The sequence below is a fragment of the Aquimarina sp. MMG015 genome (genome assembly GCF_018100855.1).
In the GTDB taxonomy this organism is placed as follows: domain Bacteria; phylum Bacteroidota; class Bacteroidia; order Flavobacteriales; family Flavobacteriaceae; genus Aquimarina; species Aquimarina latercula.
On record NZ_JAGJEB010000005.1, the window covers coordinates 155,529 to 173,899 of the forward strand.

20 protein-coding genes are annotated in these 18,371 nt (G+C 32.2%); 4 read left to right on the forward strand and 16 right to left on the reverse strand.

What is annotated here, in order from left to right; genetic code table 11:
- Positions 1–23 precede the first annotated feature (23 nt).
- Complete coding sequence (gene gcvP / locus J8L88_RS11130; protein WP_211060771.1) at positions 24–2,876, reverse strand: aminomethyl-transferring glycine dehydrogenase; 2,853 nt, start codon at positions 2,874–2,876, stop codon at positions 24–26.
- 135 nt (positions 2,877–3,011) lie between these two features.
- Here gcvP and J8L88_RS11135 point away from each other — a divergent pair, with 135 nt between their 5' ends.
- A complete protein-coding gene (locus tag J8L88_RS11135; protein ID WP_211060772.1) occupies positions 3,012–3,839 on the forward strand; it encodes a hypothetical protein in 828 nt (275 codons plus the stop codon).
- Here J8L88_RS11135 and J8L88_RS11140 read toward each other — a convergent pair.
- The 3 genes from J8L88_RS11140 to J8L88_RS11150 are packed head-to-tail and all read right to left on the reverse strand — an operon-like array spanning position 3,828 to position 4,945.
- The gene (locus J8L88_RS11140; protein WP_211060773.1) at positions 3,828–4,082 is read right to left on the reverse strand and encodes a hypothetical protein; all 255 of its coding nucleotides are present in this window, start codon (positions 4,080–4,082) and stop codon (positions 3,828–3,830) included. The genes J8L88_RS11135 and J8L88_RS11140 overlap by 12 nt on opposite strands.
- Before the next feature lie 42 nt (positions 4,083–4,124).
- Positions 4,125–4,385: a hypothetical protein gene (locus J8L88_RS11145; protein ID WP_035085016.1), complete on the reverse strand. Its 261-nt coding sequence runs from the start codon at positions 4,383–4,385 to the stop codon at positions 4,125–4,127.
- Positions 4,386–4,390: 5 nt separating this feature from the next.
- Positions 4,391–4,945: a sigma-70 family RNA polymerase sigma factor gene (locus tag J8L88_RS11150; RefSeq protein WP_027392615.1), complete on the reverse strand. Its 555-nt coding sequence runs from the start codon at positions 4,943–4,945 to the stop codon at positions 4,391–4,393.
- A 177-nt stretch (positions 4,946–5,122) separates the two neighbouring features.
- On the opposite strand from J8L88_RS11150, the gene J8L88_RS11155 reads away from it, so the two are divergent.
- Entirely contained in the window at positions 5,123–5,686 is a 564-nt protein-coding gene (locus J8L88_RS11155) for a hypothetical protein (protein WP_118387229.1), read from the forward strand.
- 166 nt (positions 5,687–5,852) lie between these two features.
- Here J8L88_RS11155 and J8L88_RS11160 read toward each other — a convergent pair whose 3' ends face one another.
- The 10 genes from J8L88_RS11160 to J8L88_RS11205 form a co-directional block, all read right to left on the reverse strand.
- Positions 5,853–6,314: an SRPBCC family protein gene (locus J8L88_RS11160; protein WP_118387227.1), complete on the reverse strand. Its 462-nt coding sequence runs from the start codon at positions 6,312–6,314 to the stop codon at positions 5,853–5,855.
- Positions 6,311–7,228 carry a TIGR01777 family oxidoreductase gene (locus J8L88_RS11165; protein WP_211060774.1) on the reverse strand — a complete coding sequence of 306 codons (918 nt, stop codon included), beginning with the start codon at positions 7,226–7,228 and terminating at the stop codon, positions 6,311–6,313. The genes J8L88_RS11160 and J8L88_RS11165 overlap by 4 nt, the downstream gene beginning before the upstream one ends.
- A gap of 10 nt (positions 7,229–7,238) precedes the next feature.
- On the reverse strand, positions 7,239–7,679 hold the full coding sequence (locus tag J8L88_RS11170) for a hypothetical protein (protein ID WP_118387223.1): 441 nt from the start codon (positions 7,677–7,679) through the stop codon (positions 7,239–7,241).
- Between the two features lie 4 nt (positions 7,680–7,683).
- On the reverse strand, positions 7,684–8,565 hold the full coding sequence (locus J8L88_RS11175) for a methyltransferase domain-containing protein (protein ID WP_211060775.1): 882 nt from the start codon (positions 8,563–8,565) through the stop codon (positions 7,684–7,686).
- Between the two features lie 15 nt (positions 8,566–8,580).
- The gene (locus J8L88_RS11180) at positions 8,581–8,991 is read right to left on the reverse strand and encodes a hypothetical protein (protein WP_108802930.1); all 411 of its coding nucleotides are present in this window, start codon (positions 8,989–8,991) and stop codon (positions 8,581–8,583) included.
- A 338-nt stretch (positions 8,992–9,329) separates the two neighbouring features.
- Positions 9,330–9,704: a hypothetical protein gene (locus J8L88_RS11185; RefSeq protein WP_108802932.1), complete on the reverse strand. Its 375-nt coding sequence runs from the start codon at positions 9,702–9,704 to the stop codon at positions 9,330–9,332.
- A gap of 95 nt (positions 9,705–9,799) precedes the next feature.
- Positions 9,800–10,303 (reverse strand): GbsR/MarR family transcriptional regulator, encoded by a 504-nt coding sequence (locus J8L88_RS11190; RefSeq protein ID WP_027392608.1) that lies wholly within the window; start codon positions 10,301–10,303, stop codon positions 9,800–9,802.
- A 526-nt stretch (positions 10,304–10,829) separates the two neighbouring features.
- The gene (locus tag J8L88_RS11195; protein ID WP_027392607.1) at positions 10,830–12,851 is read right to left on the reverse strand and encodes a M3 family metallopeptidase; all 2,022 of its coding nucleotides are present in this window, start codon (positions 12,849–12,851) and stop codon (positions 10,830–10,832) included.
- 582 nt (positions 12,852–13,433) lie between these two features.
- The gene (gene purE, locus J8L88_RS11200; protein WP_027392606.1) at positions 13,434–13,919 is read right to left on the reverse strand and encodes a 5-(carboxyamino)imidazole ribonucleotide mutase; all 486 of its coding nucleotides are present in this window, start codon (positions 13,917–13,919) and stop codon (positions 13,434–13,436) included.
- Between the two features lie 71 nt (positions 13,920–13,990).
- The gene (locus tag J8L88_RS11205) at positions 13,991–15,148 is read right to left on the reverse strand and encodes a 5-(carboxyamino)imidazole ribonucleotide synthase (RefSeq protein ID WP_211060776.1); all 1,158 of its coding nucleotides are present in this window, start codon (positions 15,146–15,148) and stop codon (positions 13,991–13,993) included.
- Between the two features lie 169 nt (positions 15,149–15,317).
- On the opposite strand from J8L88_RS11205, the gene J8L88_RS11210 reads away from it, so the two are divergent.
- Positions 15,318–16,424, forward strand: a complete 1,107-nt coding sequence (locus tag J8L88_RS11210; protein WP_081415575.1) for an adenylate kinase — start codon at positions 15,318–15,320, stop codon at positions 16,422–16,424.
- Positions 16,425–16,523: 99 nt separating this feature from the next.
- Positions 16,524–17,522 carry a GTPase ObgE gene (gene obgE, locus J8L88_RS11215; protein WP_027392603.1) on the forward strand — a complete coding sequence of 333 codons (999 nt, stop codon included), beginning with the start codon at positions 16,524–16,526 and terminating at the stop codon, positions 17,520–17,522.
- Between the two features lie 6 nt (positions 17,523–17,528).
- On the opposite strand, the gene J8L88_RS11220 is transcribed toward obgE, so the two are convergent.
- Positions 17,529–17,852: a GNAT family N-acetyltransferase gene (locus tag J8L88_RS11220; protein WP_027392602.1), complete on the reverse strand. Its 324-nt coding sequence runs from the start codon at positions 17,850–17,852 to the stop codon at positions 17,529–17,531.
- Positions 17,853–17,951: 99 nt separating this feature from the next.
- The gene (locus J8L88_RS11225) at positions 17,952–18,368 is read right to left on the reverse strand and encodes a hypothetical protein (protein ID WP_027392601.1); all 417 of its coding nucleotides are present in this window, start codon (positions 18,366–18,368) and stop codon (positions 17,952–17,954) included.
- Between the last annotated feature and the right edge of the window lie 3 nt (positions 18,369–18,371).

Here is an 18,371-nt window from a genome sequence, read left to right on the forward strand (position 1 = left end):
ATTTTATTGCTTAGTATATAAATTTATACTTCCTCCATATATTCTTCAATAGGAGTACAAGTACAAATTAGATTTCTATCACCATAAGCGTCATCCACACGTCTAACTGTAGGCCAGAATTTATTATCTGCAACATAAGTTAGTGGATAAGCAGCTTGCTCTCTGGTGTATGGGAAGTCCCATGTATCTGCTGTTAGCATTGCCATTGTATGCGGAGCATTTTTCATTATGTTGTTTGGATTATCAGAACTTGCTTCCGAAATTTCCTGACGAATACTGATCATCGCATCACAAAAACGATCCAGTTCTGCTTTACTTTCACTTTCTGTTGGTTCGATCATAATAGTTCCTGCAACAGGAAAAGAAACAGTAGGCGCATGGAATCCATAATCCATTAATCGCTTAGCGATATCCGTAACTTCTATTCCGTGTGCCTTAAATGGTCTACAGTCTACGATCATTTCGTGAGCTGCTCTGCCGCGTTCACCAGAATATAGTGTACTATAATGACCATCTAGTCGTTCCTTGATATAATTAGCATTTAGAATGGCGTACTCTGTCGATTCTTTTAAACCTTGTGCTCCTAACATTGTTATGTATCCGTAAGAAATCAAACAAGCTAAAGCAGATCCCCAAGGAGCTGCAGAAATAGCAGTTATCGCTTGATCACCTCCCGTAGTTATAACTGGGTTTCCTGGTAAAAAAGGAACTAGTTGTTTGGCTACACAGATAGGTCCAACTCCTGGTCCACCACCTCCATGAGGAATAGCGAACGTTTTATGTAAATTTAGGTGACATACATCTGCTCCAATAGCACCTGGATTAGTTAATCCCACCTGAGCATTCATATTAGCACCATCCATATATACTTGTCCTCCATTATCGTGAATTACTTGAGTAATTTCTTTGATAGCAGATTCATATACTCCATGAGTGGATGGATATGTTACCATTAGTGCAGAAAGATTGTCTTTGTATTTCTCTGCTTTTTCTTTAAGATCTTCTACATCTATATTTCCTTCTTCGGTTGCTTTTGTTACTACGACTTTCATTCCCGCCATTACCGCTGATGCAGGATTTGTCCCGTGAGCAGAAGAAGGGATTAAGCAAATATTTCTATGATGATCTCCTCTGGATTCATGATAAGCACGGATAACCATTAATCCGGCAAATTCTCCTTGTGCTCCTGAATTAGGTTGTAAAGAAGTTGCAGCAAAACCAGTTATTTCTGTTAATTGATTTTCTAGTTTTTTTAATACTTCCTGATATCCTTGAGCTTGTTCAACAGGAACTAACGGATGTATATTACCCCATTGTGCATTACTTAACGGAAGCATTTCTGATGCGGCATTTAATTTCATTGTACAAGAACCTAAAGGAATCATAGAATGATTTAAAGAAAGATCTTTACGTTCTAGTTTTTTGATATAACGCATCAATTCTGTTTCAGAATGATAGGTGTTAAATACATCGTTTGTTAAGAATTCAGTATTTCGTTTTACAAAATCAGGAATACTCGTGGCAGCATCAATTGCTGTTATCTTGATAGATTCCTTTCCAGAAGCTTTTGCAAAAATTGATACAATATTATTGATGTCAACAATTGTGGTAGCTTCATTCAAAGAGATGGATACAGTTTCTGTATCTGGATAATAAAAGTTTACTTCTTGAGCTTCAGCTATTTCTTTAATTTTATTAGTATCTGCTTTAAATCGAATCGTATCAAAGAATACGGTGTTTAGTTGCTTATAACCTAGTTTGGTTATAGCATTTGCAAGACTTGTAGTAGAACTATTTACTTTATTGGCGATATATTGTAGTCCGTCTTTACCGTGATATACAGCATACATTCCTGCCATTACAGCAAGTAATACTTGAGCTGTACAAATGTTTGAAGTAGCTTTATCACGTTTGATATGTTGTTCACGTGTTTGTAACGCCATACGCAAAGCACGATTTCCATTCATATCTTGGGTAACTCCAATGATCCTTCCTGGAATATTTCTTTTATATGCTTCTCTTGTTGCAAAATATGCTGCATGAGGACCTCCATATCCTAATGGAATTCCAAATCGCTGTGTTGTTCCAATTACTACATCAACATCAAAACTACCTGGAGATTTAAGGCTTACCAAGCTAAGAATGTCAGCAGCAACAGCAACTTTTATTTCTGATTGATGCGCTTTTTCTACAAAAGATGCGTAATCATACACTTGACCAGATACTCCTGGATATTGTAAAATAGCACCGTAAAAATCAGTAGAAAAATTAAATGTAGTATGATCACCAATAACTAATTCAATTCCCAAAGGAATTGCTCTTGTTTTTAACAACGAAAGTGTCTGCGGTAGAATTTCTTGAGAAACAAAAAATTTGTCAACGTTTTCTTTTTTCTGAGCTCTAGATCGCACTGCAAATAACATGGTCATAGCTTCTGCAGCAGCTGTACTTTCATCAAGTAAAGAGGCATTGGCTAATTCCATTCCTGTAAGATCACAAACCATCGTTTGATAATTCAATAAAGCTTCTAATCTACCTTGAGCAATTTCTGCTTGATAAGGAGTATACGCAGTATACCAACCTGGGTTTTCTAGAATATTACGTTGTATTACTGCGGGTAAACTTGCTTCGTGATATCCTAAACCAATATAAGTTTTAAATACTTTGTTTTTAGCAGCTAACTGTTGCACATGAGCAGAATATTCTTGCTCACTCATAGCTTCATCTAGCTGTAAGGGTGATTTTAATAAAATATCATCTGGTACCGTTTCGAAGATAAGTTGATCTATAGAATCAGCTTTGATGGTGTTTAACATGTCACCTAGATCTTTTTCTGAAGGCCCAATATGACGTAGTTTAAATGAGTCAGTTTTCATAGCAAAAAAACAGTTGAGATTTAAAGCGCAAAAGTACATATTTAATCCATAAAATTTTCACAATAAATTAACCTAACACTAGTAAGTTTTTAACCAACTTAGGGTGTTATTAACAGATTCCCCTAAATTAGCAAAGTGAAAACCATACAAAGTATATTTAATTTTTATCTAAATAGTAGTATTCACGTGGCTTTAGCTGTGGCTTCCTTGGTAAAACTTACTTTTTTGAAGTTCGAGATTTTGGAAGGTGATATGTATGTGTATTTCAGTTTTGTTGGAACTATTGTCGCATATAATTTTGTAAAGTATGCCACGATTTCGAAATTGTATCATAAGCGATTAACAAAATCAATGACTGGAATCAAAATATTAACAAGTATCTGTTTAGTGATATTTGTATATTTTACTTTTCAATTATCTTTAGATATATTGATGTATTTATTTCCTTTTGTACTGCTGACGATTCTTTATACGGTTCCAGTTTTTCCAAATAAAAAAAATTTAAGAAGTGTTGCAGGGATTAAGATTTTTATTATTGGAACAACCTGGACAGGAATTACTGTTCTAGTGCCTATGCTCTATGCAGAAGGAAGTTTAGGTCTTGACATGGTTATTGAAATTATTCAACGTTTCTTGTTCATAGTGGTAATAATGTTACCTTTTGAAATAAGAGATTTGCAATATGATAGCAGAGAATTAGAAACGATTCCCCAGAAAATTGGAATTACTAGAACTAAGGTTTTTGGAAGTATATTATTGGTTATCTTTCTACTATTAACAGCATTTAAAGACGATCTTTCCTTTGCAGAAATTTTAACCACGGTATTGATTACAATTGTAAGTTTACTTTTTTTATGGGGTACTGATAAAAAACAATCGGAATACTTTTGTTCCTTTTGGGTAGAAAGTATTCCGATTATGTGGTTGTTTACATTGGTTCTGATGCAAAGCCTATTTGGCTAATTTCTTTTGCAAAGCCTGTTTCATTTCTTCTTTTACAGAAGTTTCTATTACTTGAACATTAGATTTGCTTATTGTTTTGGTAAGCTTAGTATTTCTTTTAGAATATGCACGTGTTACTTTACAATAGATTAACCTAATATTTAATTTGATGATTTCCATAATGGATGCTTCACCATATTGATTTTTATCACAAATGTATTTTGCTTGTTCGCAGGATACAAATAAATTGTTACTCGTTTTCATTACAATTTTTTAACTAATTATTTGGGGTGTTATTAACTTTTTTTATTCCAGCTCTGACATTTTTTTCTTTAACTGTTCTTTCATAGTATCTTTAGCGGATTGATTGATATTTATCACTTTAGGATCCTTAAATAATTTAGTTAGTTTCGTATTCTTAGACGAATATTTTCTACAAGCCTTACAATAAATTAAATGAATATTTAATTTTACTTTTTCCCAAAAAGAGGCTTCTTTATATTGGTTTTTATCGCAAATGTGATTTGCATTCTCACAACTTACAAATATTTTGTTTTCCTTATTCATGTGTATTAAAACCAGTTTTTTTCTAGACATTCCGCCATCGCTGTACGAGCACGATGAATGATCACCCATAAATTAGACGCAGTGATATCAAATTCATTACAGATTGCTTCTGTATCAAATCCTTGAATCGTTTTCATAGAGAAAATACGAGCTTGTTTTTCTGGTAATTTACCAATGCAATTGTGTATGGCAACCCCTAATTCTGTGTTTTCAATTTTACCTTCAGCATTTTGGTCAAAAGGGTCAGCTACTCTTTCTTCTAACCAATCTCCTTCAGTTTCGCCATCATTCGTATAGTTGATTCGTACTTCTGCCTTTCCCTTATTACTATTTATTTTCCTGTAGTGATCAATGATTTTTCTTTTTAATATTGAAATTAACCAAGTACGTTCACTGGCTTCTCCTTTAAAGTTTTTCATTGATTTAAGACCTGCAAAAAAGGTCTCCTGCACTAAATCTTGCGCAATTTCTCTGTCGTCGACTCTTACTATGGTATAATTAAATAAATAATCACTGTATTTGTCAATCCACGTATTAGGGTCTATCGTGTTTGTAGGCATAGTCTATTTGCTCTTTTCTCCAAAAATAGGATAAAAAGTTGAATCTCAAATAAGTTTGAACCATTGAATTAAGGGAAAGGTGTATTAAGAACCCAACAAAATACCAGTAACTGGGTATTTTTTTAATATCGATATGACCCTATGTTTGTGCATATCATTTTTTTAAAAAACAGTCAGATGAAAAAAATTACATTTCTTTTAATTATTCAATTAGTATTGTCAAACGGAATAAAAGCACAAGAGGTTGAAAAAAACTTTGTTCCATATTTTATGAAAGATGGCGAGGTAACATCATTCGAACGTAAAGGTGCTAAAATTGAAGCCAAAGCTATCGGTTTTGGTTATGGAGGAGTAAACCAGTACTTAACTATTTTTAATAGTAAATATTCTAGTGTTAGATTTAAATCTAATGATGTTCCTAAGTTTATTATGTCCTTAGATGAAGGGATTGACCCTCTTGATATTGTAATTATCTCTAAGGCAGATGTGGTAAAGAAGCGAAAAAAATATAGAAGATTTATACAGAAAGGAAATTCTATGGGAGGTGGTAGTAAAGATATAAGTCAACATCTAATCGTTCCCGAACTTAAAAAAATGGATGGAAATCTTTATGAAATTATGATGCCATCACTGGTTCCTGGTGAGTATGCTTTTCAGCCTATTTACAAAGGTATTGAAGCTAATAATATTATGGGTACATCGGGAGAAGTGCGTATTTATTGCTTTGGTATTGATGAATAGAATTTATAACTGATTTGGAAGTTGTTTGCCTGGGAGGTGAGTACCGATATGTTTGAATGAGTAAAAACTAGTTGTGATTAATGACGTTCGTAATTAGACTCCACCAGAATTGCCCACGATGGTAAATTCAGCATGCTTTACTACTGCTTTTCAGGTAAACTCTTATTTATGGTATAGTAGATTGTTCGGTTTTTAACTTGATAAATTGATTCCTTGTTTTTAGAAATTTAGTTAAGTGTTTTTTTAAAATTATTTGGTCAAATATTTTTCCTAATATGCTATAAGGGGTTGTATATTCTAAAACGTCAATCATCTCAGTTCCCTTTGATAATTCTTTAAAAATGTGTTGATGCTTAAAAGTTTTAAAATGGCCACTTATCATTTCATCAATAAAATAAGTAGAATGCCTTAATGATGTTATTTTACTTTGATGTTTTAGGTATAAACCAAAATGTTTTCCTCTCCAGGTAACTGTGTCATAGAGATCAATTAATCCAGAAGTTTTACCAGCAATAGCGACCTCTTTTGTTTTCGAAGCGGAACCCATGTGTATATCAATATTTCGAGCTGCATCAAAAACAACTTTAATCGGGGCTTCTATTTTGGTATATAATCGGATTGTGGTCATAACTTATTAGTTAATTCTTTAGTAGCGTTTACTAAATCTGGATATTTAAATTGAAAACCATTTTGTAATAGTTTTTTTTGAATAACGTTTCTGCTTTTTAAAATTAATTCAGTTTCGGTTTTAATAATACGCGCACCAATTTCCAAAAGTGGTTTAGGTAGTGGAATTCCAAAAGGAACTTTTGTTACGTTTCGTAATGTTTTCATAAGATTATTATTGTCCGTTGGTTTAGGTGCAACGATATTAATAGGACCTTGGATCTCTTCATTTTCTATAATAAATTCTAAACTTCGCGCAAAGTCAGTTTCGTGAATCCAACTAAATTTTTGATTTCCTTTTCCTTGTTTTCCACCAAAACCAATTTTTACCAAATTGAGAATAGGTTGTAATGCACCACCATTTTTTCCTAATACTATAGAAGTTCTGAGAGCGACTTTTCTAGTTTTTGGAGTTTTATGCGTAAAAAAAGCATTTTCCCAATTGGTAGCTACATTAACAGAGAAGCCTGTTCCAATTTCGCCATCGATTTCATCCATTTCTTTATCTAAAGAATGTCTATAGATGGTTGCTGTGGATGAGTTAAGCCATACTTTTGGTGGATGTTCACAAGATGCTATAGCTTCACCTAATATATTCGTAGATACGACCCTAGAAGAAAGAATTAGATCTTTGTTTTTTTGATGATATCTACAGTCTACAGATTTTCCTGTCATATTAATTAACACATCAGATCCTTCTAATTCGTTTCTCCAAGCTCCTATAGTTTTACCATCCCAATGCTCATATTTAATAGTACCTTCAATTTTATTCTTTCCTCTGGTTAGAATGACAATGGTCTCAACTTTAGTTTTAAAATAATCGACGAGTACGTTTCCTAAAAAACCGGTTCCTGCAGCAATAACTATTTTTTTCATGTTTTTTAATTTAAAATAATAATATGGGTAGCCATAATAATCTATAGGTTATCCAGGTGACAGTTAGATACCCAGGTAATTTAAGTTTTTTGACTCTTCTAGTATGATCTAATATCATAAGACATACAACTAATAAGAAAAGTAAAATTTTAATTTCTAGAACAATTACTTCTTGTTTATACAACAATATCAAAGGGATTAATGCTAAAGATCCTAATAAAGAAACTGAAATCATATTATATAAGTAACTATGAATTTTTTTCTTTATAAAAATCATAATGATACTACCTTGCCAAACTAGTTGACCAGAACACATTACTATTTCTTTTATTAGATTGTCATTAGGAATTAACTCGGGCAGCTCTTTTGCATAATGATATAACACTAATGTTGATAGTAACGTAGCAATAATTATATATATCCAACGATATGTTATTTGAAGTAGACTCATAGGTTTATTTCTCGGCTGTTATAATGTAGTACCCAAAACTTTTCATATGCAATCCAGAAAGTAAAGCAAATAAAGAACCTTTAAGATTTTTCCAACTTTGGAGTTTTAATTTTTCTCTCTTAAAAAACTTTCTGAAAATAAAACCCATAATAGCAAAAGGCACATGTAATACAGAAGGAGCTACTCTAAAAGAAATATCTTCTATGGATACATTTCTAAAACCGATTTGTTCTAAGGATTCTTTTACATTTTGTATGCTACCTAGACCTTCTAAACTCCATCCTTTACATAATTGCTGATAACAATAATGACTTCCTGGACATAATTGTTCTACATCTTTTTTAAGAAAAGCATCGGCTATAACTAATTTTCCACCTGGTTTAATAATCCTATATGCTTCTTTAAAAGCAACAGTACTATGTCCAGAATGGCAATAACTTTCTATAGCATATGCACTATCAAAACTGTTCGGAGTAAAAGAGGTACTATTATAGTTTTCATTAAGAATAAGACCATTCATGTTTTTTAGTCTTTTATTCCCTTCAGTTACCTGAAAATCAGAAAGGGAAACTCCTAAGATGTTGATTCTAGGATATTTGCGTAACCCATACTTCATGGTACCGCCTATTCCGCACCCTAAATCCGCAACAATGCCATTTTTTTTATTGAACAGTAATCGGTTAAAAACTTGATTATTCATTTCATTAAGCATTGTATCTCTTTTGAGCAATGTTGTTTTAAAAGGGATATAATACCCGAAATGCATATTAAAATCTTTACTCCAGAATTCATAATCTTCTGTTGCTTCGTCATAAAGTTCAATCAGTTTTTCTTTATTTGATTTTTGAAATCTAATTTTATGTAATAATGGAAGTGTAGTACTCATAATGATATGTTTTAATTATTGAACTTGAGGATTATTGGGTCTTATTACCTGAGTCACAATGGGAGTCTTTTGTTTGGATTTTTTTCTTCCTCTAAAGAATAGATACATATTTAAGAATAACATTAACCCTAAGTAGATAGAAAACCCACCAATTTTGAAGCTTAATATTTCTATTAAATTTTGATAAGTATCATTGAAATGGTAGCTATCAATTTTTAGAATTAATAATGCCCAACCAATATTTAAAAGGTAGAAACCTACTTCAAAAAGACGATTGGTTGCAATCGCGATATCATCTTTACCTTTAAAAATATCAATCATAAAAGTTTTTCCATTTTTGAATAAAGTTTTAGATACAAAGTATGTAAGTACAATTGCTATAGGTAAGTAGATGATGTATCCAATAAAAATTTTAGAAGTTTCCATATAGTTGTTGTATTTGTAGTTATTTAAAGTTTTTAATAAATTTTGTTATCCAGAATAAGTTGAAATAATGTAAGATTGCAAGTATACAGATAATGATTGCTGTGTTTCTTGATAAACTTTCTATCAATTGTGAAATAGAATTTACAGTAGTCCAATCTGATAAAGTAATTACGGTATATCCGATGTTTATGAGATAGTATCCTAATAGGAGAATGTTGTTTACTCTTAAACAGAAATCCATGTCGTTAGGAACCAAATGGGTTACAAAAATGTTTCCATTTCGATAGCAAACCAATCCTACTTTTATAATGATAAAAACAGTAATCAGTATGTATATACTATATGTAACTAGGTTTAAATTCATTAATGTTTATTTTACTTTTATAAGTTATGTATACGGAGTATGATGCGATTAACATAGGTATGATGCAGATAAATAAAATATAAGGATCCATCACCATTGAATTAGTTCTCCAAGTATTAAATATATCTGTTGTCCATAAAAGGCCATATGCTAAAACTATGAACCAATATATTAGAAGGTGTCGTTTTATTTTGATATTAAGTTTTTTCCAATGGAATAATATTATTACTCCTAGAACAACCTGAATAACACCAAGTGCCATTTGAGCTAATAAACCTCCTATGATGGTAGTGTAAAGAATTAAGGTGATAATAAAACTCCATTTGTTAATGTTATGTATTGTTTTCATAATTCTAATAGTTTTAAAGTTTCAATAATTTTTGAAATATAATTTGAAAAAGAAAAGGAATTGCTTCCCTTATCTCTTTTATTATATTATGGTTCTTATTTAATTAGTTTCATCAAAGTTTTAGTAATCCAATTAGATTCTTGATTCACTATCTTATTCATCATTGTATCAGCACTATCCGCTAATTCGTATAAAGCCTTGGTTTGCTTAATTAATTCTTCTGTTTTTTTTGTTCCATCGTCCTCAATCGCGGATACCTCTTTCAATACTTTAATAACTGGCTTTATTTCTCGTCTGCTTCTTTCTTTTGCTACTTGTCTTGCGAGTTCTTGTACATCCTTTTCCGAAGCAAAATATTCCTTTCTCTCTCCCGGTTTACTTTCTTTAAAGACGATACCCCAATCCATAAGTTGGCGTAAATTCATACTTGTGTTTCCTCTGGAGATATGTAATTCTTCCATAATATCTTCCATCGATAAAGGTTCAGGTGAGATCCATAGTAGCGCATGGATTTGTGCCATTGCTTTATTGATTCCCCACAAGGTACCTAATGACCCCCAGGTGGATATAAACTTATCTTTTGCTTCTGTGTAATTCATAGAGCAAATATATAATAAATTTTAAACTTTCAGTAATTTTTGAAAGTTTAATTTTTTCAATTATGTTAAAGCCATAAGCTAAAAGGTTGTGGTACAGTTGTTTTTTTGTGGAGAAGCCGTTTTTATAACACATTGATTTTGTGTAATTTACAGATTAAATACTGACTTGTTAAGAATCAAAAAAAATGACTTTATTATTCTATTAATATTCCCTTGTTTTTTTTGAATATAAGAGTCATGGAAGATGAATATTAGATATGTTTGGTCTAGTTATGTGAGTAAATAGTGTTTTTAGATTGAAAAAAGTTCACTATTAAGTTAGGTCAGGTAATAAATGTTATTGTAGAATTACCTTATCATCATGTTTCGAATTGCATCAGAATATAGTAGCCTGATTAGAAGAGAAGTTAGTTGTTTGTACGCTAGTAATTAAATAAGACGATCAATATCCTCAGAACCTTAATCCAAAAAAGGTGCTTCAAAATTCATTGAAGCACCTTTTTTATGAATTGTTTTTAAAAAATTATTACTTAATCAATCCAGCACGTTTTAATAGTGCTTCAGGTTTTGGTTCTTGTCCTCGGAAACGTTTGTATAAAGTCATTGGATTCTCTGTACCACCTTGGGATAATACGTGATCTTTAAATTTAGTAGCTATTTCTTTATTAAAGATCCCATGTTCTCTAAAATATTCAAAAGCATCTGCGTCTAATACTTCTGCCCATTTATAAGAGTAATAACCGGCAGAATAACCTCCTTGAAAAATATGAGAAAAAGAAGTACTCATACAGTTTTCTGCTACATCTGGATATAACGAAGTTCCTTCAAAAGCTTTCTTTTCGTGTGCTTTTACATCTTTGATATTACTTGGGTCTTGCGAATGCCAAGACATATCTAATAGCCCAAAACTTAGTTGTCTCATGGTTGCCATTCCTTCCATAAAAGTGGATGAATCTTTTATCTTTTGTACCATTTCCATCGGAATTACTTCTCCTGTTTCATAATGTTTAGCAAATAATTCCAGCGCTTCTTTTTCATAACACCAGTTTTCTAAAACTTGAGATGGTAGTTCAACAAAATCCCAATACACACTGGTTCCTGATAGACCAGGATATGTAGTATTAGCTAACATTCCGTGTAGTGCGTGACCAAATTCGTGGAATAGGGTAGTAACTTCGTTAAATGTTAATAAAGATGGTTTACTCGGTGTAGGTTTAGTAAAATTACATACAATAGAAATATGAGGTCTTATATTATGATCATCTTTCTTCATCTGTGGTTTATAAGATGTCATCCAAGCACCATTTCGTTTTCCCGATCTTGGATGGAAATCCGCATAAAAAACAGAAATAAAATTACCTTTAGTGTCAGTTACATTATATGTCTTTACTTCTTCGTGATATTTATCTACCTGATCCGTTTCTTCAAATTGTAGATCAAATAAATTGGAAGCTACTTGAAAAACCCCATCGATAACATTTTCTAGCTTAAAGTATGGTTTTAGCTTTTCATCGTCTAGATCAAAAAGTTTTTGCTTTAATTTTTCGGAATAGTACGCTCCATCCCATTTTTGTAATTGATCAATTCCGTCAAGTTCTTTAGCAAAATTTTCTAATTGCTTAAACTCTCTTTCTGCGGCTGGTTTAGCTTTATCAAGAATTTCATTTAAGAATGAGAATACTTTTTCTGGAGTTTCTGCCATGCGTTCTTCTAAAACATAATTGGCATGAGAAGTGTATCCTAGAACTTGAGCACGGTTATGTCTTAATTGCGCTATTTTAAGAACAATTTCTTGATTGTCTAATTCATCATTATTAAAACCTTTTGAAGCAAATGCCAGAGACAATTTTTTTCTTAATTCTCTATTATCTGCGTATGTCATAAACGGAATATAGCTTGGATAATCGAGAGTAACCATCCATCCTTGTTTTTCCTTAGATTCGGCAAGAGCTTTTGCTGCTTCTTTAGCTCCTTCGGGTAAACCAGAAAGGTCAGATTCTTTGGTTAACAACATTTCGAACTTGTTCGTTTCTGCAAGTACATTTTCTCCAAACTTTAAGCTTAATTGGGAAAGCTCTTTGTCAATTTCTCTTAGCTGTTCTTTTTTGTCAGCGGGAAGGTTTGCACCATTTCTAGAAAATGATTTATATCTTTTTTCTAATAAAGTGTTTTGTTCTGGAGAAAGATCTAATTCATCTTTAATATTATATACAGCTTCAATTTTTTTGAAAAGATCTTCATTTAAGGCAATGTCGTTTCTAAATTCAGAAAGTAATGGAGAAGCTTGCTGAGCGATTTTTTGAATCTCATCGTTAGTTTCTGCACTATTTAGATTAAAAAATATGCTGGTAACTCTGTCTAATAATTCTCCACTATATTCTAATTTCTCTATTGTATTAGAAAAAGAAGGGGACTCAGAGTTTTTAACCAATGTGTCTACTTCTTGTTTAGCAATTGAGATTGCATTTTTAATAGCTGGTAAAAAATGTTCAGGTTTTATTTTAGAAAAAGGTGCTAGGTCGAATAATTCTAATAATGGGTTTTTCATTATTTATCTATATTTTTTATGAATAATGTGTGCTTTTGTCGAGAAACTGTGTTCGTTGTCGATAAATGCCTTTCTAATTGTTTTATTTTTTGACACCAACGTATAGGATACGATTACATTTGTGTAGGTTTATTAGTAATGGTCTAAACAAAGTAATAAACACATTATTGTAATCAGGGGTATGGATATCAATAATACGCTTTGTGAAGACCAAATATATTGAAAGAGCTACAATTATTGTAGCTCTTTTTTGTTGATTTTTGGTTTACAACCTACTATTTGGATAGAGAATATTGAAAAATGTATGTTTTTTCTAAAAAAAACATGCAATAAACGCACGTTTTATGCGTTTTAGCGATAAAATATGTAATTTATCGAAAATGTTAATAAGTTTTGACAGATAATTATTGCGTAATTAAAGTAAGGGATTACCTTTGTATCAGGTTTTAAGAGTATGGTCTTACGATGAATTTTTTGTGTAATATATTTAAGTTGGTTAATAAATATTGTTATATTCTATTGTAAGACCTGATATTGGAAAGAGTCGCTGAGGAGCGACTCTTTTTTTTGCAATACTCTTTTTTACTTTTTTATCTGTTTTGCGCCTTCGATTACTTTTTGTTTCAGACCTTCTTTATAGACTAAAATTTTATCTAATATACAAGTGTCGGATGCTCCGATAATTTGCGCCGCTAGAATTCCTGCATTCATTGCGCCATCTAAAGCTACAGTTGCTACAGGAACGCCTCCAGGCATTTGTAATATAGAAAGAACAGAATCCCAGCCGTCGATAGAATTCCTTGATTTTACAGGTACCCCTATAACCGGTAACGGAGATAAAGAAGCAACCATTCCAGGAAGGTGTGCCGCTCCACCAGCACCAGCAATAATAACAGAAATCCCCCTAGTATGAGCTTTTTTACTATAATCAAATAATTTTTCAGGAGTGCGATGTGCTGATACAATATCGACTTCTACTTCAATATCAAAACCTTGTAGAATTTCGATTGCTTTTTCCATCACTGGCATATCACTTGTGCTTCCCATGATGATTCCTACTTTACTCATGTATCTAATTTTATTATATTTTTTAAAAATTCAATAAGAATATATCATTACGCTAGCAATAATGAATTAACTTATTTACTGACTACTTTTATGGTTTTTTTTACCTTTTCTGCAATTTTTCTGGCTTCAGCTATATCCTCATTAATGATAGTTACGTGTCCCATTTTTCTAAAAGGCCGTGTTTGTTTTTTTCCATAGATATGAGGAGTAACGCCTTTCATTTTCATAATAGTGTCGATATTTTCATATACAACATTTCCTGTATACCCTTCCGCACCAACAAGATTCACCATTATTCCTGCAACTTTACTTTCTGTATTTCCTAGTGGTAAATCGAGTATTGCTCGTATATGTTGCTCAAATTGATTGGTATAACTAGCTTCGATACTGTAGTGTCCACTATTATGAGGTCTTGGAGCTACTTCATTAACTAAAATTTCATCATCCTTTGTTTGAAACATTTCGACAGCTAATAAACCAACGTGAGTAAAAGCTTTAGAAACATTTTCGGCAATTGTTCTTGCCTTTTCAGCTATCTTATCATCTATCCTTGCGGGGCAAATAACATATTCTACTTGATTAGCTTCTGGATGAAATTCCATTTCTACTACTGGATATGTTTTAATCTCATCCTGGGGATTTCGTACTACAATTACCGCTAGTTCATTTTTAAAATCAATCAATTTTTCTGCAATACACTCTGTATCCGGTAATTTAGCGATGTCAGCGCCTGTTCTAATAATAGAAACTCCTTTTCCGTCATATCCTCCTTGCGTACTTTTCCATACAAAAGGTAGTTTAACTTTTCCACTAGTAATACCTTCTGTTAAATGGGCTTTGTTAGAAAACTGGACAAAAGGAGCAGTAGGTATTTCTTGATTCTTGTAAAATAGTTTTTGCTTCCCTTTATTTTGAATTTTTTCTAATGTTTTAGAATCAGGATATACTTTTTTTCCTTCTCGTTCTAGTCTGGCTAATGCCTTAATGTTCACTGTTTCTATTTCAAAAGTGAGTACATCGACTTTCTTGCCAAAGTTGTATACAGTATCATAATCCATTAAATCACCTTGTTGAAAGTGATCACATGCAATTCTACAAGGAGCATCGGGGTTGGGGTCCAGAACATAGGTACAGATATCATACTTCCGAGTTTCGTAGAGCATCATTTTGCCCAATTGACCACCACCCAGGATACCTAACTTAAAGTCTGACGAAAAATAGTTTGTCATTTTTTGGAGTATCTTATTTTGCCTTAGGGGACAAAAATAAATTTTTAATAAGTAAAAACCTCAATATTGTACGGCAAATGCAGTAGATATCTATTATAAGTGTTGTTTGTAATCACTATCTTTGCGCCTTTGAAAACGAAACGGTTACTGTGATAATCTTATAAAGACAATGATTACACTACATGATTTACAGTTTACGCCATTTATTGCAGAGGATAAAATAACTAAAGCAATAGATAAAATATCCGATGAACTTAATAGAGATTTATCTGATAAGAAACCTCTTTTTATAGGGGTTCTTAATGGTGCATTTATGTTTGTGTCTGAAGTGCTTAAAAGATTTGATTACGATTGCGAAGTAAGTTTTGTGAAATTAGCGTCTTATGAAGGAATAGAAACTACTTCTTCTGTTCAGGAGCTTATAGGATTAAAGGAAGATGTAACTGATAGAACCGTTATAATTCTAGAAGATATTGTAGACACAGGCAATACTATTGTAGAATTGTTAAAAATATTTAAAGATAAAGGGTGTAAAGAGGTAAGAATTGCTACTTTATTTTTTAAACCTGAAGCCTATACTAAAAAATATACGATAGATTATATAGGGATAGAGATCCCCAATAGATTTATTGTAGGATACGGACTAGATTATGATGGTTTAGGTCGTAATCTTACAGAAGTTTACCAATTAAAACAAAACAACATGACAAATTTAGTGTTATTCGGACCTCCAGGAGCAGGAAAAGGAACACAAGCTGAAGTTTTAAAACAAAAGTATGATCTAGTTCATATTTCTACAGGAGATGTGTTTAGATATAATATAAAAAATGCTACTGAATTAGGAACATTAGCAAAATCATATATTGATAAAGGACAATTAGTACCAGATGAAGTAACAATTAATATGTTGAATGCTGAGGTAGATAAAAATCCAGATGCTAAAGGTTTCATTTTTGATGGATTTCCTAGAACAGAAGCTCAGGCGGAATCATTAGCAGAATTGTTATCTTCTAAAGGAGCAGAAGTTAGTGCAATGGTTGCTTTAGAGGTAGACGATGAGGTGTTAGTTAATCGCTTATTAGAAAGAGGAAAAACATCCGGTCGCCCTGATGATGCTGATGAAGGTGTGATCAGAAATCGTATTAAAGTATATTATAACGAAACTGCGATACTAAAGAATTACTACCAAAAACAGGATAAGTATTTTGGAGTTGATGGAGTAGGTGGCATCACTGAGATTACAGATCGATTAAGTAGTGTTATAGATAAATTATAGACGTATTGTTACAGAGTATTAAATCTCTGTTTTTTTTTGTAAAAGGTTTCAAATTCAAAAGGTTCTAATCAATTGGTTAGAACAATTAGGTAGCGTATTATGACAGAAGGAAATTTTGTAGATTATGTAAAATTACATGTTACTTCCGGAAATGGAGGTAAAGGATCGGTGCATTTACATAGAGAGAAATATATTACCAAAGGTGGTCCCGATGGAGGAGATGGTGGACGTGGAGGTCATGTTATCATAAAAGCGAATCCAAATATGTGGACGCTTTATCATCTAAAGTTTAAAAGGCATTTTAGAGCAGAACATGGAGGACATGGAAGTAAAAATAGGAGTAGTGGTGCTGATGGAGATGATGTATATGTGGATGTCCCTTTAGGAACTGTGATCCGTGATACAGAAACTCAAGAGATTCTTCATGAAATTACAGAGAAAGGACAGGAAATTATCATCGCTGAAGGTGGAATGGGTGGTCGTGGAAACTGGCATTTTAAAAATTCAGTAAATCAAACTCCTAGATATGCGCAACCGGGTATAGAAGGGCAACAATTTGATATCACATTAGAATTAAAAATATTAGCAGATGTAGGTTTAGTAGGTTTTCCGAATGCAGGAAAATCTACTTTGCTTTCTGTTATTACATCGGCAAAACCTAAGATTGCAGATTATGAATTTACCACACTCAAACCAAATCTAGGTATTGTAGAGTATAGAGATTTTCAAACATTTGTGATGGCTGATATTCCTGGAATCATAGAAGGAGCTGCTGAAGGTAAAGGAATTGGTCATCGATTTTTGAGACATATAGAACGGAATTCTACATTATTGTTTTTAGTTCCTGCAGATGCTCCAGATATTAAAGAACAATATGAAATCCTATTGGATGAATTAAGAAGGTATAATCCGGATTTATTAGACAAAGAACGATTGATAGCTATCTCTAAATGCGATATGTTGGATGATGAACTGAGAACGGAACTAAAATCAGAGCTAGATGCTCAATTGAATGTTCCGTATTTATTTATTTCTTCTGTTGCTCAACAAGGTTTGCAAGAGCTTAAAGATAGACTTTGGCAAATGCTAAATGACTGATATTTCTTATTTAATAGAATATCCATCTTTTAATATTCCATCTGCTTCTTTTGGATGCTTTTTAATATAAGCAGCTACGAATGGACAAAGTGGTATCATTTTATATTTTTTTTCTTGTATATATTGTAATGTCTTCTTTACAATAGTACTCCCTAACCCTTTTCCTTCCATTGATACAGGGACTTCAGTGTGGGTAAGGTATATAGAATTATCACTAGTAAGTATATATTCAATAAATATAGTTTCATTTTCGACCTTGAGTTCGAATCTCTTTTTAGGGTGATCAGTATTATTTATTAACTCTAGTTGTGACCAGTTATTCTTTTTCATAATTAATGATTGTAGTTATATTGTAAAGCTAAAATATAAAAAGACATCAATGACTTAATTAATGGTTAAAGCTACAATACCAAATTTTAATGTACTTCTTTAAAACAACTGATCAATTTCTAGATATTTTTCTTTTATTAAACTTAAACCAAATGCTGCTGCAGATGCAGAAAATACTGAGTAATCTAAAGGAGCCTTAATACCTAATGTAATTGTCATAGAAATTCCAAAGATTAGTAATAAAACTCCACTAACTTTAGCAAATAATGAAGTTTTGAATCCTATAAGTAAGAAGATTGACAATAATACCTCTGCTAGCGTGGCTATGATACCAATAACATTAATAATAGATTCGGGAGCCCAAGGATTTAGCAGTTTAGTGTATTCTAGAAAATTACCCCAAGTTCCCCAGGCAGAATTTTCTTTTGACCAAAATCCAAATCGGTCTGCTACTGCAGAAATAAAACCAATAGCGATACTAACTCTTAAAAAGAGTTTGATATAAATGATTTTCATAAG